We start from the raw sequence: 24,399 nt of genomic DNA on the forward strand, positions 1-24,399 counted from the left end.
TTACAATCCATGTTAACATTTTATAAAATAAAGTCAAGGGAATATTCAGAAAATTTTGCTTGTTTTAAATTTTCTTTTTTATTAGATTTTGGTATTTAGACACAAAAAAAGAAAGCAACGAAATGCTTCCTTTTATCCATTTATCAAATAAGCTTATTCAACGCTCATCAAGTATGGGTAAACGGGTTGTTTACCGTCATGAATTTCAACTTCGATATCTTCGTATGTTGATTCAAGGTAATCAGCTATTTCTTCAGCTAAGTCTTGGCTACCATCTTCACCGACATAAATCGTAATGATTTCGCTATCTTCATCAATCATTTTAGCAAATGTGGCTTTCAAAGTAGCTGTCACATCTGGATTTGACACTACAATTTTACCGTCAACCATACCAAGATTGTCGTCTTTATGGATTTCAAGACCATCGATAGACGTGTCACGAACAGCAAGAGTCACACTACCACTAACAACATCTGAAAGGCTAGCAGTCATAGCTGCCACATTTTCCTCTAGAGATTGTTCAGGGTTAAAGGCTAATAAGCTAGTGAAACCTTGTGGCACTGTGCGTGTTTCAACAACAGCTGCTGGAATTTCAGCCACTTCAGCTGCTGATTGTGCCGCCATGAAGATATTTTTGTTATTTGGCAAGATAATCACGTTTTTCGCGTTAACCGCATCAATAGCTTTGACAATGTCTTCTGTTGATGGGTTCATGGTTTGTCCTCCAGAAATCACATAGTCAACACCTTGTGATTTGAAGATTTCTGCCAAACCGTCTCCTGCTACAACAGCCACAATAGCAAAGTCTTTTTCTTCTTGCTTAGCAGCAACTTGTTGTTCTTCTTTTTCTAAAACGGCATCGTGTTGGTTACGCATATTATCCACTTTGACCTTAACAAGAGAACCGTATTTCAACCCTTCTTGCAAGACAAGACCTGGGTCTTCCGTGTGAACGTGAACTTTAACAATTTCATCGTCATTGACCACAAGAAGAGAATCTCCCAAGCCACTCAAATAAGCTTGGAATTCTTCATAGTTAAATTCTTTCACATAAGTTGGACCTTGTTTAAGAGCCACCATGATTTCTGTACAATAACCAAATTGGATGTCTTCAGTCGCCACGTGTCCTGCAACAGACTTGTGGTGCTCTGCATTAATCATTTCGGTCATTGTTGCTGGTGTTGCCTTAAAGTCCTCAGACGCGATGTAGTCGCCTGTTAAAGCTGATAAGAAACCTTCATAGATAAAGACAAGACCTTGACCACCAGAATCCACTACGCCAACTTCCTTCAAGACAGGAAGCATTTCTGGGGTTTTAGCCAAGGCGCGTTTGGCACCATCAACGGCTGCACGCATAACTTCAACCGCATCATCTGTTTCTTCAGATTTTTTAAGAGCGGCAGTTGCAGCACCACGAGAAACTGTCAAAATCGTTCCTTCAACAGGTTTCATAACGGCTTTGTAAGCCACTTCAACACCAGATTGGAAGGCGTGTGCTAGGTCTTGACCAGTTAACTCTTCTTTATCTTTAATCGCTTGTCCGAAACCACGGAACAATTGTGATGTGATAACGCCAGAGTTCCCACGCGCACCCATCAAAAGCCCTTTAGATAAAATCTGTCCGACTTCTCCAACGGTAGTTGCTGGTTTATCTGCAACTTCTTTGGCACCATTTTCAATCGTCATTCCCATGTTTGTCCCTGTGTCCCCGTCTGGAACAGGAAAAACATTGAGAGAGTTTACATATTCTACTTGATTTCCAAGACGTGTGCTAGCAGCCTGAACCATCTCTTGGAATAAACTGGTTGTAATATTTGACACTAATCTTCTCCTGCAACTTTAATATTTTGTACGTAAACATTCACCGTATCTGCTGAAAGCCCCAATTGGTTTTCAAGGTTAAACTTAACTCGTTCTTGAATGTTCTTTGATACTTCAGAAATTTTGACACCATAAGACATCACGGTATAGACATCTACTGAAATACCACTGTCTGTTGATTTGACAACAACACCTTTTGCGTAGTTTTCCTTGCGTAGAAGTGCTTGAAAATTATCTTTAAGGGCACTTTTACTTGCCATACCAACAACACCAAAAATTTCTGTTGCGGAACCACCAACGACCGTTGCAATCACATCGTCGGATAACTCAATTTGACCATCTTTTGTATTAATTTTCACAGTCATATTCACTACCTCAAAAGTTTTTATCAGTTTATTCTACCATATATCAGCCGTCTTGTAAAAAATAAGCAAGAATAATTAGGGATAAAAAGCGAGAAAATCCCTTTTTGCCACATTTAAGCCTTTTCAGCGTCAAATAGCGACTCAATTTCTCGCTTATAAAAAAAGAGGACAAACACCAAGCGATGTTTGTCTATACTGTTTCATTTATACGCTTATACGCGTTCTACTTTACCAGATTTAAGCGCACGTGCTGAAACCCAAACTTTTTTAGGTTTTCCATCAACAAGAATAGTTACTTTTTGAAGATTTGGTTTAACTGCACGTTTTGTTTTACGCATTGAGTGAGAGCGATTGTTTCCTGATACAGTTTTACGCCCTGTAAAATAACAAACCTTAGCCATATTATCTGCTTCCTCCTACTTAGATTATAGGTGCTTTACACCACATACCATAAAATGATAACATATCTGGACTCATTTCGCAACTATTTTAGACAATAAAATCTATTTTTAAGCATTTCTACCCATGAGAAAACCCATAGAAAATCTTCTATGGATTTGTCTAACTGTTATCATGATTAGCATTTCCATGCCGATTACAGGGATCGAACCTGCGACCTACGCGTTACGAATGCGTTGCTCTACCAACTGAGCTAAATCGGCTAACGTGGAAATTATATCACTTTGATGACATTTGTCAACACTTTTTAGCCTTTTCTGACAAACAAAAAAAGAAAGAGTTATAGAACTCCTTCTTTCTTTAAAACTCAATCACTAATTAAGCTTTGTTTGCTGAACATAGTTGATTTATTCGCCATACTTCCCATTACACCATAAAATGCTATATTTAAGATTTTAAACAACCACATTAATAGGAAGAGAACTTCATTATTTCTCTTAGTACTATAAAAAGTGTGTCTAATTTGAGGCAAAATATTAAATTAAATTTGCCTCAAATCGTAAGACCTGGTTTGAACAACTTTTGTTTGACTAAATTTCAAAAGTCTTTAATATCAAACATTTCTACGCTTTTCTGAAAGTGTTATTTCAATCAATTTCAACTAATTTTATCTGAATGGTGTGAATTTTACCCCAAAATTACAAAGAATTGAGCTGATAAATACTAAAAGTTCACACCGTTAGTTAAATTATTTTTTGTTACGTACGTTTTTCTTAGATGATAGACCTCCTAATTTATTTCTTATAACATTTGAACAAACCTCCGTTAGAGGTTCCCCTATTGCCTCCTTGTAATTAAATCCCAATAATTGCATAGTCTTTAAAGTATCCTTGTTAAGTAAAGCAACTAATTATTTCATTGAATCTTCTTTCCCATCTTCAACACTAGTAAATGAAGATAGTAGAGAAATAACCCGTTCTAAAGTATTGTGCAAATACTCAATATCTTTATCATCAATATGTACTTTTTCATATTCTTCTTTATATGCCTGAGCAATTCTGATTGCCTGTTCTCGTTTCGAAAGCAACTCATTTACAATTTCATCATAAGTGTTTCGTAATTTATCGGCATTACGTTTTTCCTTTAATGATTGAATTTTACTACTCACTAGTATTGTGGTTACTTTAAATGTTAGAGTTCCCAATGATTATCTCGGATTATGATTTAGAAATAAAGCAGTCCGGACTTCCCATATACATTTTCCCGTAATCAGGTTATTTCTTAAAAAATACGTAACTATAAAAAAGACTCGATGAAATATAATCATCAAGTCTTTTTCAAAAATGAAAAACTTATTATATATCGAAATATGTCGCATTAATAATAATTTGCAACAGTTTTTGATAATTCAGAGAGTTTTAACAGCTACCACGTTTTATAGTAATTTACTCTCGGTAAGTAGCTCTTCGATAAACGTTCCCTTTATCTTCTTTTTTAGAACTACTTTAGCTAATTTAGGGATTCCTAAATTAGCCTCATCAATGGTTTTTTTATCTCCCATATAGTAGATGGCTTTAAGTAGTTCTCGAATATCATAAATAGAGCCATAAACTTCAGGAACAGCGCGTTCAACTTCAAGTAAAGTATAGACAGATTCCATGGCTGTCCTAATTGAATATTCGGTAGTAAACACGGTGTCATTACTAGGTGACTCTGCAAAATTACCAATAAAGGCTAAATTAACAGACCCTTTAGGAACAATATCTGGCCTATCACCCGCAACGCGGGGCATAAAGTATGATGTAATAAATGGCATAAATACCGGAACGGTATTTATATTGTTTTGGTTAGACAATTGTTTGATTTTGGACTCAGGGACCCCAAGGTGATAAAGGAGTTCTTGCGTAATTTCTTCCCCAGAACTTTCTACAATGGTCTTATCAACAAAATTTCCTTTGGTATCTGAATATAGTCCATATATCCATACAATTGTTTCATTTTCCTTTTGTTCTTTGAAATGTGGCTGTCTGTGAACGGCAAAACTCATCAACCAGTTCGAATCGGTTATGGTAATGATTCCACCACTATTGATTTTGTGATCATGCAAATCACGATTGGTTAGACGTTCAATGTAGGGGTCAATTTCTGGTGATTTTATAGTGGCTGTCGCTGACACGAACCAACTTTTTTCAGGTAGGTTATCATAGAATACTTCTGGATGACCGAAATCATTAGATTGTTCTGCCAGATTCTTCCACAGTGACCAACTACCACCCAACTCTTTTGATATAGGAGCGGGTTTATCATGGCTCCCATATGTTGAACTTTCTGTAATAGAACCATTTGTAACGAATACAAGATCATCACGTGATAGGCTAACATCATCACCATCCTGGATCACGAGTTTTTTGGCAATTTTTTCGTCATTTTCAAAATCTACCACAACATTATTAACTTGTGTATCATAGATGAATTCGACATTATATGACTCTAAATACTTTATAATTGGTAGAACCATAGACTCATACTGATTGTACCTATTGAACTTTAGGGCGCTAAAATCAGGTAGTCCATCAATATGATGAATAAATCGCATCGTGTATCAACGCATCTCAACTGCAGAATGCCACTTTTCAAAAGCAAACATAGTTGCCCAGTACATTCAAAAGTTACTTTCAAAGAACTCATTTGAGAAAAATTCCTCAATAGTCGTCTTACCCAGTTTTGACTCAGGGGTTAAAACTAAATCTATTAATTCTTTAGGTTTTTCGTCCAAAGTATACAGGCCATCCGTTGGGACGCGTTGTCCCCGGTTATAAATTAGGCGAGTATTAGATGAATTTGGATCATCTTTATCTAGTCAATAAAATTCATCTAAGTAAGAGGCATCTTCAATTTCTAAAGAAGGAATTGATCGATACATGTCCCACATAGTTTCAAAATGATTTTCCATTTCTCGACCACCACGTGTCACAAAGCCGATATTGGCACGCTTTTCTCCATCTAACGATCCACCCGGAGTAGGCAATTCCTCATATATATGAATTTTTTCCCCGGACATTTGTCCATCACGCACCAAGAAAACAGCGGTCGCCAATCCGGCCAGCCCTCCTCCAATAATATACGCTGATTTTTGATCCACATTTTTGGGCTTTCTTGGACGTGCAAAAGCTTCATAATTTCCGTTACTGTAATACACAAATGGGCCTCCTTTGTATAGACACTAAATAAACATCCTTCTTAACTTGATTATAGGCTTTTCATTACTTCTTATAAAGAAAACCCTTTCGAAACTATTAGACAAATCAACACATTTGTCTATTGTACTAAAGGCAAATCATTAGACACAAAATGAGTTATATTTTTGGTTCTGTTGCAAAGTTTTAAATCTACTATCAAATAAGGTAGAATAAATGAAGAGTATTTACAAAACTGTTCAAAAAATAACAAGAATCGTATCAGAAATATACTTGTAAATATATGCAATCGATTGCAAAACGATTAACAGATTTCATTCTATTTTTTTGTAAGCGCGATCATTTTATTTGACTTATCATTTTTATTAACCTATACTATATATATATTAATCTTATGTTAATCTTATGATTGTTAAGATTAATATAAAAAATACTTTAGCTAAAATATAACTCTTTAGATTATTTGATTTTCCAGATAATCTAACTTTCCACAATTTAGAAAGGGGAGGACATTATGCTTTGGGCTATTATCGTAGGAGGACTTATCGGTCTTATTGCAGGTGGAATCACTAAAAAGGGAGATTCCATGGGAATAATCGCTAATATCTTTGCAGGTTTAGTCGGTTCATCTGTTGGACAATCACTTTTCGGTGCATGGGGACCTAGTCTAGCTGGAATGGCATTAATTCCATCAATCTTAGGAGCGGTTATTGTTGTTTCAGTAGTATCATTTTTCCTAGGGAAAAAAGATTGAACTTGAACCTTTCTTGACAGGAATAGATTCAAATTCTATTGATGAAAGGATTCAATATGTCAAAAAACAAAAAAATATTTTACCTTATTTTATGTATTTTAATCTTGACGATTTTGATTCCTATTTTGCTAGATTATCATAAAGTCAGCGGCTTAGGACTGCATTTAGTTGGTTGGAATAAAAATTCCTTTTTAGAATTTTATCTTTCAAGATATATTTTCTGGGGTGCTCTAGTACTTTCAGCTGTAGTGTTGTTTCTAATGCTTGTTACACTCTTTTATCCTAAACAATATTTAGAGATTCAGTTACCTGATGCCGATGGGAACCTAAAATTAAAAAATTCTGCTATTGAAGGATTTGTACGTTGTGTGGTTGCTAATCACAATTTTATAAAGGATCCTACTATTAAGGTAAACTGTCGTAAGAATAAATGTTTAGTTCATGTAGAAGGACAAATGCTTCCATCAGACAACATTATTAAACGAACTCAATTAATTAAAGATGAGATAGCGGATGGATTGAAACAGTTTTTTGGAATGAATCATCGTGTAAAACTGTATATTTCTGTAAAAGAATACAAGCCTAAACCACCGCGTAAAAAAACTGTTAGTCGTGTAGAGTAAGGAAGTAAAAAAATGGAATGGTTTAAAAAATACCAATATCTATTTCTTTCCGGATTGGCAGGTGCTATCTTAGCGTGCTTCATCCTATCCTATGGTTTTTTTAAGAGTTTATTTGTCTTGATTTGCGCCACTCTAGGTGTTGGAATTGGATATTATATTCAACAAAAACAATTATTTAAATAGTAAAGGTGATTTATATGTCAAATGTAGAACAAAAAGTAAAAGAAGTAAAAGGCGAATTGACCTATGAAGATATAGTCATTCAAAAAATTATTGGTCTTTCTTTAGAAAATGTTCCGGGTTTACTGGATATTGATGGCGGCTTTTTCTCAAAACTAACTGGAAAACTTATCAATACTGATAACGTTGCAAGCGGAGTCAATGTTGAAGTTGGTAAAAAGCAAGTTGCTGTGGATTTGAAAGTAGTTGTCGAATATCGAAAGAATGTTCCTGAATTATACAAGAAAATCAAAGAGATTGTTGTTTCAGAAATTTCTAATATGACTAATTTGGAAGTGGTTGAAGTTAATGTAGATGTTGTTGATATCAAGACTAAAGAGCAACATGAAGCAGACTCAGTAAGCCTGCAAGATCGAGCAACTGGAGTTGTTGAATCAACAAGTAAATTTACTTCCGATAAGTTTGAAAGCGCAAAAGAGGGATTGAGTGATGGCCTCTCGGCTGCAAAGGAAAAAGTGAAAGGAGTTGCCGAAGATACTAAAGAGACTGCTAAAGCAGAACCAAGAGTTCACTAAATTCTTTTATGCCTAAAAAAGTTTAAAAACATTCATTTTCAATAATCTAATTTACCAATGGAGGGTAACACTATGTCAGTAGAAGAAAAACTTAATCAAGCTAAAGGTGCTATTAAAGAAGGTGTCGGAAAAGTAACTGATGATAAAAAAACCGAAAAAGAAGGAGCTGCTGAAAAAGGCGTTTCAAAAGTTAAAGAAGTTGCCAAAGATGCCAAAGATGCTGTTGAAGGAGCAATTGAAGGCGTTAAAAATATGGTTAAAAAGGACGATAAATAATTCTAAAATCGGTTGATTTTTTACTTAAAACATGGGATTACTCTACAAGAAATTTAAGGTTGTTGTAGTCCTAACTACTCACTTTTAAAACAACACCAAAAACTATGACAAATCCTTAACATTACAATATTAATCAGGTAAAAATCAGCTTTCTTTAGATTACTTTGAGATCCTTTCTAACCTCATATGTATATTCCTTCTTATGGCAATAGCGCTCTAAAATCTGTAGTTTTGTTTAAACTATAGAAGCTAGAGTGCTTTTTATATTATTTTTAAAAAAACAAAAGTACAGATTTTACTGTACCTCAGAATGAGGTTAAGTAAGCATTCAATACAAATCAATACATAAGAAAAGCGCTAATTTCAAGCGTTTTTTCTTTTTGCTAAATGCAGTATATTGCTATATTTCAGTTTAAACTCTACCTTTTTATCGTAAAATCTGATTGGACACGGTTTGATTCCAAATAATTTATAAATAGCTTTATATCAACCTTTAGCAGGCTTGAACAACTTATTCATAAAAAATAAATAGGTCTGATTGAATGATATCTTTCATTTTTCTGTCAATTAAGCAAATTAAACTGACCAAATAAATTGTTGATATATAAAAAATTAAGTAAGTGTATTACAAAGATAGTCTTCTTTATTTATAATGCTATAATAAATCCATTAGCTTATTTATATAGGGGTATCGTTATTGATCAACCCAGAATTTTACAAAACACTTGCAAAAATACTCTGTGGAGATGAAACAGAATTATTTACCTATAAAACTGGACCACAGTTAGTAGACTTTTTTAATAGCTATTTTGGTTTAGTGATGTTTACCGTCAAGGGTTCCCAACAAGATGGATTTATGTAAATGATAAATGACTAAGTTTCTCTGAAACTGGTAAACTTGATTTTTTTCAGCATTATATTGAGCAAACAATATCTTTTAACAGAACGTCAAAAAGGTGAAGTTGATTCTTTAGAATACCAACAAAAGGTTTTAACGGAATTAATAAAGTCTGCTCAATTTATTCATTGTATTTGTCAAAAAAAGACAATGAATTTTTCTTAGTAGAAACCAATCAAGATTTAGTAGAAATCGGATGTTCTGGTATAGTAAATTTGTAACACTCTTACCTAATAAGTTAAAATATTCATTAGAATAGGAGACATAACATGAAACACTATCCAGACGAAACACGACAAAAAATTGTTCGACTGCACATTCAAGACGGATGAACATTAAAAAGCTTAGATGCTAAACATAGTTGGTTTTTTTGCCATACTTCCCATTACACCGTAAAATGCTATATTTAACATTTTAAACAACCATATTAATAAGAAGAGAACTTCATTATTCCTCTTGATTCTATAAAAAGTGTGGCTAATTTGAGGCAAAATATTAAATTAAATCTGCCACAAATCGTAAGACCTAATTTGGACAGTATTTTCGTTTGTATTTGTTTTGCTGTGACGAATTATTTTTTACTGAATTGTTCTCTTTATGTATCTTAAGCAACTGAATCAACTCTTCAACATTTTCCTTAATTACTTTATAAACTAAAATAAGCTCTTCATTATTATCGTTGATCGTTGCATTAGATGGTGCTAATTCAAAAAATAAAGCACCTCCACCTACAAAAGGTTCATAGTACTTATTAAATTTATCAGGTAAAATTCCAAGTATTTGTGGTAACAACTGGCGTTTTCCACCAACCCATTTTGTAAAAGGCTTCATACTATATTTCCACTCCATTAATGCATTTTTTATCTATGCTACCCTCTATTGTACCATAATACTTCTAACATTGTTCCAATCGCTGTCGGAGCGAATACTTACCGTAACTGAAAGAAATGATGGTGGGATATATGGTGGAAACCTTTTCTCAAGAAACATCAAAAAAAACCTTGGTGGAAACCAAGAAATGTTTGATACATGATATATCGCTAATAATTAACGTTTAGAGAATTGTAAAACTTTACGATTTCTCTTAAGACCTGGTTTGAAAATTTTATATTTAGATTTATTTCAAAAACCTTTAATATCAATGTTTTTATAACTTTCTATGAACAAAATTTTCATATGGTTTTAATCAAGTTGTTCTGAGTAGTGTGAACTTTTATTGAAACTTTTGCAAATAACTAAAACCTTATTTGGATTGTTAATGAAAATTTTTGCTCTCCATTGTGAACAGTTATTAACCCCGCACCAGTTCAACTGCTAGATGGACTATCAAATTTTGTATTCCTAAACAAGTAATTCCGTAGTTTATTTCTATCATAAATATGATAGCAGAGGACTTCACCATCATCTTTTACAACAATATATCCTCCATTAGCATCTTCCAATCCTGTCCATTTTGTATTCGGCTCCATCCCAAGTGCAACAGCTACTAATAGGTCTTTAACTTTATGAATTATTATTTCCTTATCTTCAGAAAATTCATCGCAATACTTATCCACTACGTCAGAAATTGACTTTCCTTCTACAAAATAAGATTCTAAAAATAAATTACCTAAAATTTCTGGCATTCTATAATCTACCATCTGCAAATTTCTATTAAATGTTTCATTTATCATACTATCAAAATCTAAAAGAACTCCTTTATCTTTGATATATTCGACACGATCCTTGATTTTTGTTCTAGTATTAATATTATGTAAAAATTCAACTTCATATGTGGAAAGAGGTCTCGATAACTTATATTGGACTTTTATCGCACCGCTTGCGTTAAGTAGTGTAGGCTTATTTCCAATATAAGATTTAATTGAGAATCCAATTATAGGCTCAGCACCAGTGAAGTCATCATGTATTTTAAATATGATATCTTTTTTACTATCATTACTTGCTTTTATTTTTGTTATCTTTATTTTTTGTAAGAATGGTTCAATTTCTGGAATTTCAAAAGTTCCTTTACCAGATTTAATAGATTCAAGAACAATTTGAGAAAAGAATTCAAATTCCTCATATGGAATTTCTATACATTCTAGGTTATTTACTAATAACAAGACTTTATTAGTAAACTCAATTCTCTTATATTCCTTATTTATGGCACCTTCTTGCTTTATAGCACTTAAAATTACATAAAAGCTCTTTTCAACTTTTTCTAAATTTTCGTCAGTTGAAATTCTACAAGAAGAAATTGAATTAAATCATCATATAGAATTCAATCCAGACTATAAAGATAATGGATGGATTTTCACATCTAAGAGCATCCATAAACCTGATTACAATGGAACTCCTCTTCATTACAGTGTCTTAAACAACTTCCTCAACTCTTCAGAAAATGGTAAACTAAACCGCAAGGGAAAGCCGAGACGAGCAGGCATCGATATTGACAATAAGCTTAGTTTCAAGAAACATATTACAACTCATATCTTCCGACACACGCATATCAGCTTTTTAGCTGAACAAGGAGTACCCTTGGAGGCCATTCAAGATCGTGTTGGACACACAAGGGGGAGTCGAGTAACACAAATCTATTTACACGTTACACAGAAGACTAAGAACACAATCACTCCAATGATTGATCAATTGACAAAATAAACATAATTGCGCTACTTCTATAATCAAAACGAACTGAAATTTAGAAATCGGGGGCAAAATGGGGGCAAAACATAAGAAAAAGGCTTGTCCATATTGGACAAACCCTTTATTTTCAAGCTTATATAATCTAATTAAGCTTTGTTTGCTGAACCGAATACGTCGATACGTTCTTCAACAGCTTCTGTAATAGCTTCGAAACCTGGTTTCAAGAATTTACGTGGGTCGAAAAGTTTTTTCTTATCGTATTCTGCTTCATTTGCTTCGTAGTCAGCAACAAATTTACGAGTTGCTTTTGCAAATGCGATTTGGCATTCAGTGTTAACGTTAACTTTAGCAACACCAAGTTTGATAGCAGCTTTGATTTGGTCATCAGGAATACCAGATCCACCGTGCAATACAATTGGGAAACCAGGAATCGCAGCAGTTAATTTTTCAAGGTGATCAAGGTGAAGACCTTTCCAGTTTTCTGGGTATGGTCCGTGGATGTTACCGATACCTGCAGCCAAGAAGTCGATACCAGTTTCAACCATAGCTTTAGCGTCTTCGATTGGAGCAAGTTCACCGTCACCGATGATACCATCTTCTTCACCACCGATAGTACCAACTTCAGCTTCAACTGAGATACCTTTAGCGTGTGCTTTAGCTACAACTTCTTTAGCTTTTTCAAGGTTTTCTTCGATTGGAAGGTGTGAACCGTCAAACATAACTGAAGTGTAACCAACTTCGATACATTCCAAAGCATCGTCAAAGTGACCGTGGTCAAGGTGAATAGCAACTGGTACAGTGATACCCATTGATTCTACAAGGTTTTCGATAAGTGTTTTACAAAGTTTGTAACCACCCATGTATTTAGCAGCACCCATAGAAGTTTGGATAAGGATTGGAGCTTGTTTAGCTTCTGCTGCACGTAGGATTGCTTGAGTCCATTCAAGGTTGTTTGTGTTAAAACCACCAACTGCGTAACCATTGTCACGAGCTGCTTGGACAAATTTTTCTGCTGAAACGATTGCCATTATATAGGCCTCCTATTTATTTTTTGGGATATTCCCCATTTACAAGTACATTTTATCACAAATTAATTCAGATTGCTAGTATTACTTACGAATTGGAGAGTTTTTTCACAAATCACAGTTTTGAAACCCATAAAATACAAAAAAAGAGAGAATACCAAGATTCTCTCTTTTCATACGTGTTTTTATTCTGCGGAAAGAGGGACTTGAACCCTCACGATCTAAAGCGATCACAGGATCCTTAGTCCTGCGCGTCTGCCAATTCCGCCATTCCCGCTGTGCCTTAACAACATATTATATTATATCAGCTACCCAAGAAGATGTCAATAACTTTTTTCATATTTTTTCAAAAATTGTGCTATTTTTTCCATGTAGCCTTTCGGATCAGTTTCAAAAGAGTTGGCATGCTTAGCTCCTTTGACAATATACAATTCTTTTGGTCCTTTAGTGGCTTGATAATTTTTGTAAACCATGCTAGTTGGAACAAAATCATCTTGACTACCATGGATGAACAAAATAGGCAATGTGTTTTTCTTCAGCTGGTTAACACTACTTGCTTCACCATAAGAGAATCCAGCTCGCAATTTCGACAAGGCAGAAACCTCATACAAAATCGGAAATGCCGGTAAATTGTACATTTCTTTAGCTTGGTATTTCAATTCATCCCAAACGCTGCTGTAGCCGCAATCTTCAATAATACCAACGACTTGTTTTGGCAAGCTTTCTTCTCCAGAAGCCATCATCACAGTCGCTGCTCCCATTGACACACCAAACAAGGTAATCTGAGAATTGGGTTTTTTCTCTACCAGTAAATCAGCCCACTTGATGACGTTTAGGCGGTCATTCCAACCATAACCAATAATACGCCCCTCACTGTCCCCATGTGACATATTATCAGGCATCAGAACGTTGTAGCCCAACTCATGAAACATCCACGCATAAGGCTTCATATCCTCTTTATCATTGGTAAACCCATGCACAACGATAACTGTCTTATCCGTTTGTGTTTTAGCAGGTAAATACCAAGCATCTTGCTTGAGCCCTTGATTGGTCATCCAAAGCGTTTCTTTTGGCAATTGATCAAATTCTTGCTCATATTGATACAAGGGATTGTCTTTTGAACGCCCATTGTTGTTGATAAAAGACTTTTCTTCACGAATTTGCGCTACGTGGAAGAAATAAAAACTCGCTCCAACACTAGCCGCAAAAACCAGCAGTACTCCCCACAAAACGACACGACTTTTTCTAATTCTCAAATTTCTCATAGTAACTATTATACTATATTTTCACCCCTAAAAAGTAAAATCAAAGTGAAATTTGGTTAAAAAAAGATTCTCTAAGCACTTGCTTGAAGAATCTTTGATTTATTATTTGCTATTTTCGATTGCCGCTGTCACAAAAGCAGTGTAGAGTTCTTCTGGACGGTTTGGACGGCTTTGAAGTTCTGGGTGGTATTGAGCAGCTACGAAGAATTTCTTCTCTGGCAATTCAACCACTTCCATCAAGCGGTTATCTGGTGACACACCTGAAAAGACAAAGCCAGCTTCTTCAAATTGGTCACGGAATTTCGTGTTGAATTCGTAACGGTGACGGTGACGGCGTTGCACCACTTCTTGGTTATTATAAGCTTGTGCTGCACGTGAACCTGGTTTCAATTTACATGGGTAAAGTCCTAGACGAAGTGTTCCACCCATGTCTTCAATATCGATTTGATCACGCATGATATCGATGATTGGGTATTTTGTATCAGGGTCAAGTTCGGCTGAGTTAGCTCCTTCTAAATGCAAGACGTTACGGGCAAATTCCACACAAGTCAATTGCATACCAAGACAGATACCAAGCATTGGCACGTCATTTTCACGCGCATAGCGGATAGCTTCAATCTTACCTTCTGTACCACGTTGACCAAATCCACCAGGAACAATGATACCATCAACATCGCCAAGCATTTCTTCAGCATTTTTAGCTGTCAAATCATTGGCGTTAACCCATTTGAGGTCGATAGCTGTATCGTTGATGTAACCTGAGTGTTTAAGAGCTTCAACAACTGAAAGGTAAGCATCTGGCAATTCAACGTATTTCCCAACAAGGGCAATTCGTGTTGAGTTTTTAAGATTCATAATCTTATCAACCATTGCAGACCATTCTGACATATCCGCTTTTGGCACATCCAATTTCAAGTGGTCACATACGATTTGGTCCATGTTTTGAGCTTGCATGTTGAGTGGAATTTGGTAAATATGATCCACATCAAGTGATTCAATAACAGCTTCTGGAGCCACGTCACAGAATTGAGCCAATTTGTTTTTAATGCCTTGCCCAGCTGGTTTTTCTGTACGGATAACCAACATATTTGGTTGAATCCCTAATCCACGCAACTCTTTTACAGAGTGTTGAGTTGGTTTGGTTTTCATTTCACCAGCTGCCTTCAAGTAAGGTAACAAGGTTGTGTGAATGTACATCACATTGTCAGAACCAACGTCTGCCTTCATTTGGCGCAATGCTTCAAGGAAAGGAAGGCTTTCAATATCACCAACAGTACCACCAACTTCAGTGATAATAACATCAGAATCTGTCGTAGCTGCAGCACGTTTAATTTTTTCTTTCAACGCGTCTGTGATATGTGGAATAACCTGAACAGTTGCTCCAAGGTATTCCCCTTTACGTTCTTTTCGAAGCACTTCGCTATAAATTTTACCAGTTGTAACATTCGAATACTTGTTAAGGTTAATATCAATAAAACGTTCGTAGTGACCAAGGTCAAGGTCTGTTTCAGCCCCATCATCAGTCACGTAAACTTCACCGTGTTGGTAAGGACTCATTGTCCCTGGGTCAATATTAATGTAAGGGTCAAATTTTTGGATGGTTACCTTAAGCCCGCGATTTTTCAATAAACGACCAAGACTTGCAGCGACAATACCTTTACCAATAGAAGACACCACACCACCAGTAACAAAAATATACTTCGTCATTAAAAAACTCCTTTAAAAATAAAATGATAAGTGCTTGAATAAAATCGCATCACTTATAATTAGCGTTTGGGTAGCCTTGTTAGCATGGGGTTCCAACGCACATAGACAACTATTTTAAAAAAACAAAAACAGCCCCCTAAAAGTTAGGGAGCTTTTACATGACCTCTCAAATCAAAAAGAGGTGCCCGATTAACATTATATGTTATCTTTGATAAATTGTCAAACGATAACCATAATGATCTGATTGTTTTCGAAAAACTTATTCTTCCTCGTCCAAATCATCATCGTCGTCATCGTCATCTTCTTCGTTGATGTCAACGTCTTCGTCTAATTCATCATCAGGGATGATTTCGTTGATTTCTGAATCGTAAGATTCCACTTCTGATTTTTCATCATCTGGATTTTCTTCGTCGTATTCCATATCAGCTAATTTTGGTGTGAAATCTTCATCTTCTGGATCATCGTCTGAGTAGTCAATAGCATCTTCATCACCATCCATGAAGGCATTGACACGTTTTCTCTTGCGTTTTGGTTCTCCGTTTTCATCTTCTTCAAGAGTGATGATTTCTTCGTCAATCTCATCAATAGCATACCATGAACGAAGGCCCCATTTGTTATCCCCAAGTGGAATAAAACTACCATCCACATTTAATGCAGAATAAAAGTAAGGTAACGCTTCACGAATATCTGCGTCTGATTTTTCGAGGTAATTTTGAATCTCGTTCACAAGATCGCTGAAGTACATCTCATGATCACGGCCACGCTCTTCTAAAATAGCACGAGCTACTTCAACCATTGAGAGTTCATTTTTTTCTTGTCCAGCAAATACTTCTAATTCCAAGGTAATTCTCCTTATTTATTTTAGGATATGAGCCAGTAGCTACAAAAAACCTATTGTCTAAAATTTGTCACTCTTTATTTTACGCTAATTTTAGGTATTCGTCAAAAGATTTTTCAGCAAAAATAATAAAAAGTCAAGTAATACAAGATTACTTGACTTGAATGGTTCGTATCAGTAAGCTTATTTCACTTTAACTGAGCTTGTGATAACATCAACCGCTTTTTTCATTGCGATATCATGTTTAAGCATTTCAGGTGAAAGAAGGTGACGAACTTGTTCCACTTCCATGTTGTATTCTGAAGCCAAATCGTTGATTTCTTTTTCGATTTCTTCGTCGCTAGCTTCAAATCCTTCAGCTTTAGCGATTGCTTCGATAACAAGGTTTGTTTTAACGCGTTTGTCAGCGTCTGCTTCGTATTGTTTGTGAAGGTCTTCTTCAGATGTACCTGTCAATTGGTAGTACATTTCTGGAGAGATACCTTGGCGTTGCATGTTGCCCATGAATTCGTTCATTGCACGGTGTACTTCGTCATGAACCATTTCTTCTGGCAATTCAACGATTTCTGCGTTTTCAACAGCCAATTCAATGGCAGCAGCTTCAACAGCGTCATCGTAAGCAATTTCTTTAGCTGATTCAAGTTCTTTACGGTATTTAGCTTTCAATTCGTCAAGTGTTTCCACTTCTTCGTCGATATCTTTAGCCAATTCATCGTCAAGAGCTGGTACTTCTTTTGCTTTTACTTCGTGGATAGTTGTCACGAATTTAGCGTCTTTACCAGCAAGGTCTTCAGCTTGGTAGTTTTCTGGGAATGTTACGTTAACTTCAACAGTTTCACCAGCTTTAGCACCAACTAATTGGTCTTCGAAACCTGGGATGAATTGACCTGAACCAAGTTCAAGTGAGAAGTTTTCGCCTTTACCACCGTCAAATTCAACACCGTCAACTGAACCAACGAAGTCGATAACAACAGTGTCACCAAGTTCTGCAGCGTCGTCTTTAACAACCAATTCAGCAAGGTTGTTACGTTCGCGTTCTACTTTTTCATCTACTTCAGCATCAGTAACTTCTTTTGTAGCGTCAACTGAAACTTCAAGGTCTTTGTAAGCACCAAGTTTCACTTCTGGTTTTGTAACAACTTCTGCAGTCAAAGTCCATTCTTGACCTTTTTCCATTGATTTGATGTCAATTTTTGGTTGAGCAACAACGTCAAGGCTAAGTTCAGCAACAGCTGCTTCGTATGCTTCTGGAAGAATAGCGTTCAAAGCATCTTCGTAAAGAGCTTCTTCACCAAATTTTTGGTTGAATACGGCACGTGGCATGTGTCCTTTACGGAATCCAGGTGCGTTCAAATCTTTCTTAATTTTATTGAATGCTTTGTCAAGAGCTGGTTTGATTTTGTCTTGACCAATTGTGAATGTAATCACACCACGGTTAGTGGCTTTGTTTTCAAATGATACAGACATGAAGTCATTTCTCCTTAAAATTTTATATACAGTTTAGTTTATCATATTTTAGAGGCTTTTTAAAGTTTTTTGTATAAAATAGTGATGTTTTTATCATTCTAAAACCAGTAAAAAAGGTTCTAGATATACATTCAACAGTGCAAGCAAAAATACAACTATTGTCATCCATGTTTGGATTGGGATTCTACATAACTACCTAAAATGAATCTATAACATTTTAAATGCACCCTAGTATTCAGATATAAAACCTCATACTAGGATGCAGTTCTTTAAAAATAATTATTCGTCTTCCACTAAAATTTCATCTGGAATTGCAAGTAATTTTGTCAACGTGTAGCACACTACTACAGTAATAACTGAAATAGCAAAATAAACAAGTAACTGATAGCTATTATAAATGTACATTAGATATGACAGAACTACTGCTAAACCATACGAATTAGATTGAATACGAAAAATTGAAAGTATGGCTGCTCCAAGTCCAGAAGAAAAAAGCATAATATACAATGGCTTAAGATTATATCTTAAATGCAAACCAAACAAGACAGGTTCACTAACTCCGAATAATTGTGACATGAAAGCTCCCATTACTGTCTGTTTTACCTTAGCATTTTTAGCAGAACTATAGAAAGCTAAAGAAGAACCAAGATTGGCAACACCTACATGGCACAAAGTGTAATCAGTTGGTTGAATTCTGTATTAGCTCATAAAGAGGTCTCAATAACAACATACATATGATGAAGTCCTGTAATAACAGCTAGTGGATAAGTAGCTCCTACAAAGAAACCACCTATTCCAAATGGTATGTTCATTACTGCTTGAGTAACAGCAATCAATATAGTCTCCAACCAATGAACTATTGGAGCAAACCCTAATAATGCTATTACAATTGTTGCAAACATCGTAAGAAATGGAGTCATAATCAAATCTAAAGAATTTGGCATTACTTTTCGTAGTTTACGTTCAATAGTCGCTCCAATATAACCAGTTAAAATAGCTGTCACAACCGATCCTTGTGCTCCCATTACAGGAAGAAAACCACCAACCATAATTGCCTTTGCATCGCCTGATGCAACAGAATAAGCATTAGGTAACTGAGGAGCTACTAACATTAAACCAATAACAAAACCAATCATAGATGTTCCTTTAAAAACACGAAAGGAAGACATCGTAATTAATGCTGGTAAGAAGCTAAAAACTGTATCCGTCAGTACTGAAACCAATGAATTTAAGTAGTCTGGAAAAATATCTGTTGATAAGCCAAAAAGTGATAAAACATTATCATTAAAAATAACACCTTTTAGCCCCAAAAATAAACTAGTAGCTGCAATAACAGGAACAATAGGTACAACAATATCCCCTAGTGTTCTCATCAACGCTTTTATACCTTTTTCTTGAGACTTAACATACTCATCTTGCTGACTTTTATCTATAGTTGAAACATTCATTGCCTCCAACTCTTCAAATACTTTATTGACAATTCCTGTCCCTAAAATAATCTGATACTGACCGCTATTGAAAAATGTTCCTTTAACTTCATCAACTTTTTCAATAGCTTTTGTATCTATTTTATCCTTATCTTTAACAATTAAACGCAAGCGTGTGGCACAATGGATTGCTGATACAATATTATCAGGTCCAACTATTTCTAAAATCTCACTTGCTATATCATGGTATTTATTATTTGTCATCAGATTTTCTCCTTTATTAGTACCGCTCCATAAGTTTCCAATTGTAATTTATTATTAAAACTCTTTACTTGTCCGTTATCTAATAAAATTTCAATACGATTTTTAAACTTATCTAAAATCTTCACATCTTCAGAAAAGTTAATAACTATAAAATAAGAATTTTGACTATCGTATCTTCTGTAGATAAAAATATCTTCGTCCTTATCCTCAAGAAAATCAATTTTTCCAAACGTTAACGCTTCATGCATAGGACTTTTTTTGATTTGGATTAATTTTTGATAAAAATGCCAAAGACTTGATGAAGTTTTAACTTGACTTGCCACATTCCTAACTTGTTATCTCTCTGTAATATATATCCAAGGTTTAACGTTTGAAAAACCAACAAATTCAGATTCATCCCATTGCATAGGAGTCCGAGCATTGTCTCGACTACGATAATTTATAATATCCATCGCCTCCGCTGGAGTTAAGCCTTCTGAAATAGAGTAACGCAAGAGCTTTTTGAGCAGCAGAACTTGTTTGCTGAGACCCAAGATATTTACTTGGTGCTCTATTTTGATCATGATTTTCAATAAAAGGAGCTCCCCAGCCAACTTTTTGAATAGCTACCTGAGAGTCTTTTATTTTATTAAATAAATCCTTAGGCTTCCATTTAATAGGTTTAAACTACTCACTACCACTTGCTACATCCAAATCTGCAGCTTTAAAATCAAAGATCATTGAAAAGAATCCATCTTTTCCAATGAAGTCATCAAGTTGATCATATTCTACACCTGGTGCTTCTGCGATGGTAACTGCTTGATTTGACTTAAAGCATTTTTCTTGTAATTCAGACAAAAAAATTTCTATACTCGGTTGATTACGGCTAACTTTTGTACACTTAGCCAATCCATCTACTCCATCTGGTTCAATAGATTGGAATTTAAGATCTTTTTTAATAAATGTAATCGCATTAACTCTAAATCCCGAAATTTCTAAGTCCAACCACTAGTTAATCATTGTATAGATTTCATTTCTTAACTCAGGGAGTTTTTCCCCAGACATTTCCTCCAAAAATCGAACACCAATTTGTTGGAGGAGTAGGAGACTCTTTAAAAATATAGTAATTTCTATATTTTGAATTTTTGTCTCTTAATGCTTTCTGAAACCAGATATGTTCATCTGAGGTATGATTAACTACTAAATCTAAAATAATTTTTATGTCTCGCTTTTTAGCTTCATGTAATAAATCCTTAAAATCATCGATTGTTCCAAACTCTGGAGCAATAGTATAATAATCTGAGATATCATATCCATTATCTGCCATAGGAGATTGGTAAATTGGACTTATCCAAATGGAGGTTATTCCTAGATCTGCTAAATAATCCAAGCGCGAAATAATTCCTTGTATATCTCCAACTCCGTCACTATTACTATCTTGAAAACTCCATGGGTAAATTTGATAAATAACTTCAGATTGCCACCAGTTTCTACTATTCATTCTTTCACCTCAATGTTTTGTTTCCGTTTACATTTTTTATTATAGATATAAAAAAAACTACTAGGCAACCGTTCCTAGCAGTTTTATAAATATGCTCTCCTTTTAAACTTTTTTACTAAAAATGTAAAATTGTCCATTATTCTAATTGTAGTTTCAAATAAAGCATTTCAAGCGCCAAAATAGAAGGTGTAATAAGCATTTGTGAATATCTAAAATCGGAATGGCGACTATCATCCACAGTCGGAATCAACATATGTTCATTTGAAATAACGGGTATATACCGTACATCACTTAGTAAAACTGTATACACACTGCTCATTTGATGACTGTCATGTAAAATAATCGGATAATCTATGTTACTATCAATAGACAAGAAAAACAAAATATTATTTCTTATCTCATCAAAAGTAGCACTTAAAGATTTTGTATTTGGTAAAATAAAAATCGGCTTATTAATGGGAAAAAAATTCGTTGAAACTCTTTTGCTAACCTCAACTCCAATTCACTATAGGCGAATATATATTTCTTTGCTTTCAAACAACTTATCTTTTAATTGTGAGATTTCATATCTATCAATATATTCTACAATATCATGATAAGTTCTTCAAACCAAATCACGATTAGCAATTTTGTTATCAGAAACTTCCTTCAAGATTGCTTTTAGTTCACCAAAACCAGTTAAACCTAATTTTTGACAGAATCTAAAGGCAGTTGTTGTTGAAACATGAGTATGAGCCGCTACACTCGAAATTGTGATATTAGTACTAGCAGAAGAAGTTAAATAATCATAAATCTGCCAATCAATTGGTGTCATTTTTAGTTTTTTTCTATGAACTATTTCGCTTAGTGTCACCCTTTTGACTCCTTTCTAACTCATCTACATATTCTAAGAATAATTGTTCAATAATAAAATAAAAAGTAGTACTTACTTCATAAGTTAACCTAGTAGGAGTTTTTATTGATTCTGTTGGTACGTAAAGACAATAATCAGATAATTGGGCCATCGTATTTCTTGAAGTACAAGTAAAAACTACTCTTGTTATTCCTCTTATTTGACTATCTATTAATAAATTTACTCCTTCTGCGGATTCACCCTTATAAGATAACAAAATCAATAAATCTTTTTTTGTCATATTATCCTTCAGGTAATCGTATTCACCCTTATCAAAAAAACGATAACCTTTTTTCCTACAGAGATAAATAGCTATCTAAGCATTTCAACTTCAAGCTTCTGTTCATTGCCTGTACCATATAGGTAAAGTGTATTGGTTTTTATCAATAATTTAATAACCGAAGTTAAATTTAATTTTTCAAAATTTGATCAATATAAGTGTGATAATTTTGTACAACTTTAGTAAAGCTTGATTCCTTCTTAAACGCTTTTGGAGAACTATCTTTTTGAAGAATGTACTTCAATTCTGCAAAACTCTCAAGATTTAATTTTTTTAACAATCGAAAAATACTTGAACGTGAAACAAGAAAGCATCTGCTAATCTTCGACTAGTCAACTCCTTAGGAGGTGTCTCTAATTGCTGCAAATAAGCAACTATTTTTTTCTCTTGAAGATTGAGATCCTCATAATGAGCATTTACTAGTGAAATAAAATCCATCTATGACTCCAAGTTTCTAATTAATTTATTATTTTAAACTAAAGTTTAAAAAATCTCCACTTAATAAAAAACCTTATCCTTATTTATCTATAGCTTGCCTCTTCTACTATTTTTTACTAAACTAAATAGTATGAAAATTATTAACGATTACATTGAACAACTTCATGTTGAGCAGGTGGCTTTTAATGTGATTTCTAAGGTCGTTTCGCTGCTCATTATTTTGCTTTTGTTTCTTATTGCCAAGCGAGTGGCTGAATTTATTTTTGAGCATGCCATCAAAAAATCCATTAGCTTGTCGCATCAGACAGAGGCTCGGCAAAAGACCATCATCAAGCTACTTCACAATATCATGAATTACACCTTGTATTTTATGCTCATTTATTGTGTGCTTTATGTATTAGGCATTCCAATTTACAGCCTTCTTGCTGGGGCTGGGCTTGCTGGGGTTGCTATTGGACTTGGAGCTCAAGGTTTTTTGACCGACGTGGTCAATGGATTCTTCATTTTACTTGAAAATCAATTTGAAGTGGGGGACTCTGTGGTGTTGGATTCTGTGGAGGGAACTATTGCCAGCGTGGGTATCCGCACCACTCAAGTTCGTGGTTTTGATGGTACCTTGAATTTCATTCCCAACCGCAATATCACTGTCGTGTCAAACAAATCTCGCGGCAATATGCGTGTGCAAATTGACATTCCCATTTATGCGCATAGTGATTTGGAAGGTATTTCAACAATTATCAAGCAAGTCAACGCTGAAGAGCTTGCCAATTATCCTGCCATTGTTGGACAACCGAGCATTTTAGGACCACGAACCAATACGGCTTCGCAGCTCGTCTTTCGTGTGAATATCATCGTTCAAAACGGCACTCAAGAGGAAATTTACACTCAATTTTATAGCCTTTACCAAGAAGCGCTTTTGGAGCATGGCATTGCCTTGCCAACCATGTACACTAACCCTGTCAAAAGCAAATAAACCAGTACGTCTGTACTGGTTTTTGTGTTATCAGATTAAACTCTTACGAATAGGGTCAGGCGTGTAGGTCGCACGATTGCCACCAATTAATTTTGGACGGCTAGCAAGGGCCGTAACGTGCGCTTTCCCTAATTCACGACTCACTGGAATCAAAGGAACTTGGACGCGTTTGACGTGCATACCAATAAAAGTATCGCCAATATCCAAGCCAGCATGAGCCACGACTTCTTCAACTTCCACAGGGTCTGACATCAATTTGAAGGCTGCCACTTGACCGCTGCCACCTGCGTGCAGGTTAGGAATGACATTAACGATTTCCAAATCTTTTGCCTCTACCACTTCTCTTTCTACCACCAAAGCACGGTTTAAATGTTCGCAGCCTTGAACAGCCAAGTGAATGCCACGTTTTCCCAGTTCTTCCAATAGCACTGACACAACCACTTCGCCAACCTCAGCGCTGCTATTCTTGCCAATGTTACCTCCGATAACTTCGCTTGATGATAAGCCAAGGACAAAAAGCTGTCCTTTTTTAATAGCAGAGCGTTCAATGACATCAACAACAATCGCACGCGTTTGTGTTTCTAATTCCTTTAAATCCATGCTAACCTTCTTCCTTTGTTTTCTTTAGTT

23 protein-coding genes, 2 tRNA genes and 3 pseudogenes are annotated in these 24,399 nt (G+C 35.1%); 7 read left to right on the forward strand and 21 right to left on the reverse strand.

The window, feature by feature from the left end; genetic code table 11:
• Positions 1-153 precede the first annotated feature (153 nt).
• The 6 genes and pseudogenes from HFK82_RS08090 to HFK82_RS08115 all read right to left on the reverse strand — a co-directional run bounded on the left by HFK82_RS08090 (position 154) and on the right by HFK82_RS08115 (position 5,784).
• Positions 154-1,821, reverse strand: a complete 1,668-nt coding sequence (locus tag HFK82_RS08090) for a DAK2 domain-containing protein (protein WP_168261405.1) — start codon at positions 1,819-1,821, stop codon at positions 154-156.
• Positions 1,821-2,186 (reverse strand): Asp23/Gls24 family envelope stress response protein, encoded by a 366-nt coding sequence (locus tag HFK82_RS08095; protein WP_154454823.1) that lies wholly within the window; start codon positions 2,184-2,186, stop codon positions 1,821-1,823. The genes HFK82_RS08090 and HFK82_RS08095 overlap by 1 nt, the downstream gene beginning before the upstream one ends.
• A 212-nt stretch (positions 2,187-2,398) precedes the next feature.
• Positions 2,399-2,587, reverse strand: a complete 189-nt coding sequence (rpmB, locus tag HFK82_RS08100) for a 50S ribosomal protein L28 (protein WP_168261406.1) — start codon at positions 2,585-2,587, stop codon at positions 2,399-2,401.
• A 188-nt stretch (positions 2,588-2,775) separates the two neighbouring features.
• Positions 2,776-2,848: transfer RNA gene (locus tag HFK82_RS08105), tRNA-Thr, on the reverse strand.
• Between the two features lie 485 nt (positions 2,849-3,333).
• Positions 3,334-3,789 (reverse strand): annotated as a pseudogene (locus tag HFK82_RS08110) (hypothetical protein).
• Positions 3,790-4,020: 231 nt separating this feature from the next.
• Positions 4,021-5,784 (reverse strand): annotated as a pseudogene (locus tag HFK82_RS08115) (oleate hydratase).
• Between the two features lie 512 nt (positions 5,785-6,296).
• Between HFK82_RS08115 and HFK82_RS08120 the strand changes: the two are divergent.
• The 5 genes from HFK82_RS08120 (at position 6,297) to HFK82_RS08140 (ending at position 8,190) form a co-directional block, all read left to right on the forward strand.
• Positions 6,297-6,536 carry a GlsB/YeaQ/YmgE family stress response membrane protein gene (locus HFK82_RS08120; protein ID WP_168261407.1) on the forward strand — a complete coding sequence of 80 codons (240 nt, stop codon included), beginning with the start codon at positions 6,297-6,299 and terminating at the stop codon, positions 6,534-6,536.
• 56 nt (positions 6,537-6,592) lie between these two features.
• Positions 6,593-7,159: an alkaline shock response membrane anchor protein AmaP gene (gene amaP / locus HFK82_RS08125; protein WP_168261408.1), complete on the forward strand. Its 567-nt coding sequence runs from the start codon at positions 6,593-6,595 to the stop codon at positions 7,157-7,159.
• Positions 7,160-7,171: 12 nt separating this feature from the next.
• Complete coding sequence (locus HFK82_RS08130; protein WP_168261409.1) at positions 7,172-7,342, forward strand: DUF2273 domain-containing protein; 171 nt, start codon at positions 7,172-7,174, stop codon at positions 7,340-7,342.
• Between the two features lie 14 nt (positions 7,343-7,356).
• Entirely contained in the window at positions 7,357-7,914 is a 558-nt protein-coding gene (locus HFK82_RS08135) for an Asp23/Gls24 family envelope stress response protein (RefSeq protein ID WP_168261410.1), read from the forward strand.
• Between the two features lie 72 nt (positions 7,915-7,986).
• Entirely contained in the window at positions 7,987-8,190 is a 204-nt protein-coding gene (locus HFK82_RS08140) for a CsbD family protein (protein ID WP_154454818.1), read from the forward strand.
• 1,423 nt (positions 8,191-9,613) lie between these two features.
• Here the strand turns inward: HFK82_RS08140 and HFK82_RS08145 are convergent.
• Together HFK82_RS08145 and HFK82_RS08150 are read right to left on the reverse strand one after the other, a co-directional pair.
• Positions 9,614-9,937, reverse strand: coding sequence for a DNA adenine methylase (locus HFK82_RS08145; protein ID WP_419579910.1), 324 nt, complete (start codon positions 9,935-9,937; stop codon positions 9,614-9,616).
• 458 nt (positions 9,938-10,395) lie between these two features.
• The gene (locus HFK82_RS08150; RefSeq protein WP_168261424.1) at positions 10,396-11,325 is read right to left on the reverse strand and encodes an HpaII family restriction endonuclease; all 930 of its coding nucleotides are present in this window, start codon (positions 11,323-11,325) and stop codon (positions 10,396-10,398) included.
• A gap of 52 nt (positions 11,326-11,377) precedes the next feature.
• Between HFK82_RS08150 and HFK82_RS09215 the strand changes: the two genes are divergently transcribed.
• Positions 11,378-11,728 (forward strand): tyrosine-type recombinase/integrase, encoded by a 351-nt coding sequence (locus tag HFK82_RS09215; RefSeq protein WP_336498579.1) that lies wholly within the window; start codon positions 11,378-11,380, stop codon positions 11,726-11,728.
• Positions 11,729-11,859: 131 nt separating this feature from the next.
• Here HFK82_RS09215 and HFK82_RS08160 read toward each other — a convergent pair whose 3' ends face one another.
• The 12 genes and pseudogenes from HFK82_RS08160 to HFK82_RS09105 all read right to left on the reverse strand — a co-directional run bounded on the left by HFK82_RS08160 (position 11,860) and on the right by HFK82_RS09105 (position 22,796).
• Positions 11,860-12,741 carry a class II fructose-bisphosphate aldolase gene (locus HFK82_RS08160; RefSeq protein WP_168261411.1) on the reverse strand — a complete coding sequence of 294 codons (882 nt, stop codon included), beginning with the start codon at positions 12,739-12,741 and terminating at the stop codon, positions 11,860-11,862.
• A gap of 188 nt (positions 12,742-12,929) precedes the next feature.
• A tRNA-Leu gene (locus HFK82_RS08165) sits at positions 12,930-13,015 on the reverse strand.
• A 46-nt stretch (positions 13,016-13,061) separates the two neighbouring features.
• Complete coding sequence (locus tag HFK82_RS08170) at positions 13,062-14,003, reverse strand: alpha/beta hydrolase (RefSeq protein WP_168261412.1); 942 nt, start codon at positions 14,001-14,003, stop codon at positions 13,062-13,064.
• Positions 14,004-14,105: 102 nt separating this feature from the next.
• On the reverse strand, positions 14,106-15,710 hold the full coding sequence (locus HFK82_RS08175; RefSeq protein ID WP_154454814.1) for a CTP synthase: 1,605 nt from the start codon (positions 15,708-15,710) through the stop codon (positions 14,106-14,108).
• A gap of 259 nt (positions 15,711-15,969) precedes the next feature.
• On the reverse strand, positions 15,970-16,551 hold the full coding sequence (gene rpoE / locus HFK82_RS08180; protein WP_168261413.1) for a DNA-directed RNA polymerase subunit delta: 582 nt from the start codon (positions 16,549-16,551) through the stop codon (positions 15,970-15,972).
• 180 nt (positions 16,552-16,731) lie between these two features.
• The gene (gene tig / locus HFK82_RS08185) at positions 16,732-18,015 is read right to left on the reverse strand and encodes a trigger factor (RefSeq protein WP_154454812.1); all 1,284 of its coding nucleotides are present in this window, start codon (positions 18,013-18,015) and stop codon (positions 16,732-16,734) included.
• Positions 18,016-18,294: 279 nt separating this feature from the next.
• Positions 18,295-18,687, reverse strand: coding sequence for a hypothetical protein (locus tag HFK82_RS09075; RefSeq protein ID WP_240928852.1), 393 nt, complete (start codon positions 18,685-18,687; stop codon positions 18,295-18,297).
• Between the two features lie 32 nt (positions 18,688-18,719).
• Positions 18,720-19,706 carry a PTS transporter subunit EIIC gene (locus tag HFK82_RS08190; RefSeq protein ID WP_240928851.1) on the reverse strand — a complete coding sequence of 329 codons (987 nt, stop codon included), beginning with the start codon at positions 19,704-19,706 and terminating at the stop codon, positions 18,720-18,722.
• A pseudogene (locus HFK82_RS09335) lies at positions 19,706-21,186 on the reverse strand (alpha-amylase family glycosyl hydrolase). The gene HFK82_RS08190 and the pseudogene HFK82_RS09335 overlap by 1 nt, the downstream one beginning before the upstream one ends.
• Before the next feature lie 604 nt (positions 21,187-21,790).
• Positions 21,791-22,000 (reverse strand): hypothetical protein, encoded by a 210-nt coding sequence (locus tag HFK82_RS08200; protein WP_168261414.1) that lies wholly within the window; start codon positions 21,998-22,000, stop codon positions 21,791-21,793.
• Between the two features lie 13 nt (positions 22,001-22,013).
• Positions 22,014-22,394 (reverse strand): SIS domain-containing protein, encoded by a 381-nt coding sequence (locus tag HFK82_RS09100; protein WP_336498581.1) that lies wholly within the window; start codon positions 22,392-22,394, stop codon positions 22,014-22,016.
• Between the two features lie 237 nt (positions 22,395-22,631).
• The gene (locus HFK82_RS09105) at positions 22,632-22,796 is read right to left on the reverse strand and encodes a hypothetical protein (RefSeq protein ID WP_240928848.1); all 165 of its coding nucleotides are present in this window, start codon (positions 22,794-22,796) and stop codon (positions 22,632-22,634) included.
• Between the two features lie 130 nt (positions 22,797-22,926).
• Here HFK82_RS09105 and HFK82_RS08210 point away from each other — a divergent pair, with 130 nt between their 5' ends.
• Positions 22,927-23,769 carry a mechanosensitive ion channel family protein gene (locus HFK82_RS08210; RefSeq protein WP_168261415.1) on the forward strand — a complete coding sequence of 281 codons (843 nt, stop codon included), beginning with the start codon at positions 22,927-22,929 and terminating at the stop codon, positions 23,767-23,769.
• A 30-nt stretch (positions 23,770-23,799) separates the two neighbouring features.
• On the opposite strand, the gene HFK82_RS08215 is transcribed toward HFK82_RS08210, so the two are convergent.
• Positions 23,800-24,369 carry a TIGR01440 family protein gene (locus tag HFK82_RS08215; RefSeq protein ID WP_154454809.1) on the reverse strand — a complete coding sequence of 190 codons (570 nt, stop codon included), beginning with the start codon at positions 24,367-24,369 and terminating at the stop codon, positions 23,800-23,802.
• Positions 24,370-24,399 lie beyond the last annotated feature (30 nt).

This window comes from Streptococcus alactolyticus (assembly GCF_012277075.1).
GTDB classification, from domain to species: Bacteria; Bacillota; Bacilli; order Lactobacillales; family Streptococcaceae; genus Streptococcus; species Streptococcus alactolyticus.

Bases quoted from the DNA above. Each gene is read 5' to 3' on its own strand.
- HFK82_RS08095 (WP_154454823.1), bottom strand. From the start codon at position 2,186: ATGACTGTGAAAATTAATACAAAAGATGGTCAAATTGAGTTATCCGAC.
- rpmB (WP_168261406.1), bottom strand. From the start codon at position 2,587: ATGGCTAAGGTTTGTTATTTTACAGGGCGTAAAACTGTATCAGGAAAC.
- HFK82_RS08120 (WP_168261407.1), top strand. From the start codon at position 6,297: ATGCTTTGGGCTATTATCGTAGGAGGACTTATCGGTCTTATTGCAGGT.
- amaP (WP_168261408.1), top strand. From the start codon at position 6,593: ATGTCAAAAAACAAAAAAATATTTTACCTTATTTTATGTATTTTAATC.
- HFK82_RS08130 (WP_168261409.1), top strand. From the start codon at position 7,172: ATGGAATGGTTTAAAAAATACCAATATCTATTTCTTTCCGGATTGGCA.
- HFK82_RS08135 (WP_168261410.1), top strand. From the start codon at position 7,357: ATGTCAAATGTAGAACAAAAAGTAAAAGAAGTAAAAGGCGAATTGACC.
- HFK82_RS08140 (WP_154454818.1), top strand. From the start codon at position 7,987: ATGTCAGTAGAAGAAAAACTTAATCAAGCTAAAGGTGCTATTAAAGAA.
- HFK82_RS08145 (WP_419579910.1), bottom strand. From the start codon at position 9,937: ATGGAGTGGAAATATAGTATGAAGCCTTTTACAAAATGGGTTGGTGGA.
- HFK82_RS08160 (WP_168261411.1), bottom strand. From the start codon at position 12,741: ATGGCAATCGTTTCAGCAGAAAAATTTGTCCAAGCAGCTCGTGACAAT.
- HFK82_RS08170 (WP_168261412.1), bottom strand. From the start codon at position 14,003: ATGAGAAATTTGAGAATTAGAAAAAGTCGTGTCGTTTTGTGGGGAGTA.
- HFK82_RS08175 (WP_154454814.1), bottom strand. From the start codon at position 15,710: ATGACGAAGTATATTTTTGTTACTGGTGGTGTGGTGTCTTCTATTGGT.
- tig (WP_154454812.1), bottom strand. From the start codon at position 18,015: ATGTCTGTATCATTTGAAAACAAAGCCACTAACCGTGGTGTGATTACA.
- HFK82_RS08190 (WP_240928851.1), bottom strand. From the start codon at position 19,706: ATGACAAATAATAAATACCATGATATAGCAAGTGAGATTTTAGAAATA.
- HFK82_RS08200 (WP_168261414.1), bottom strand. From the start codon at position 22,000: ATGACACCAATTGATTGGCAGATTTATGATTATTTAACTTCTTCTGCT.
- HFK82_RS09105 (WP_240928848.1), bottom strand. From the start codon at position 22,796: ATGGATTTTATTTCACTAGTAAATGCTCATTATGAGGATCTCAATCTT.
- HFK82_RS08210 (WP_168261415.1), top strand. From the start codon at position 22,927: ATGAAAATTATTAACGATTACATTGAACAACTTCATGTTGAGCAGGTG.
- HFK82_RS08215 (WP_154454809.1), bottom strand. From the start codon at position 24,369: ATGGATTTAAAGGAATTAGAAACACAAACGCGTGCGATTGTTGTTGAT.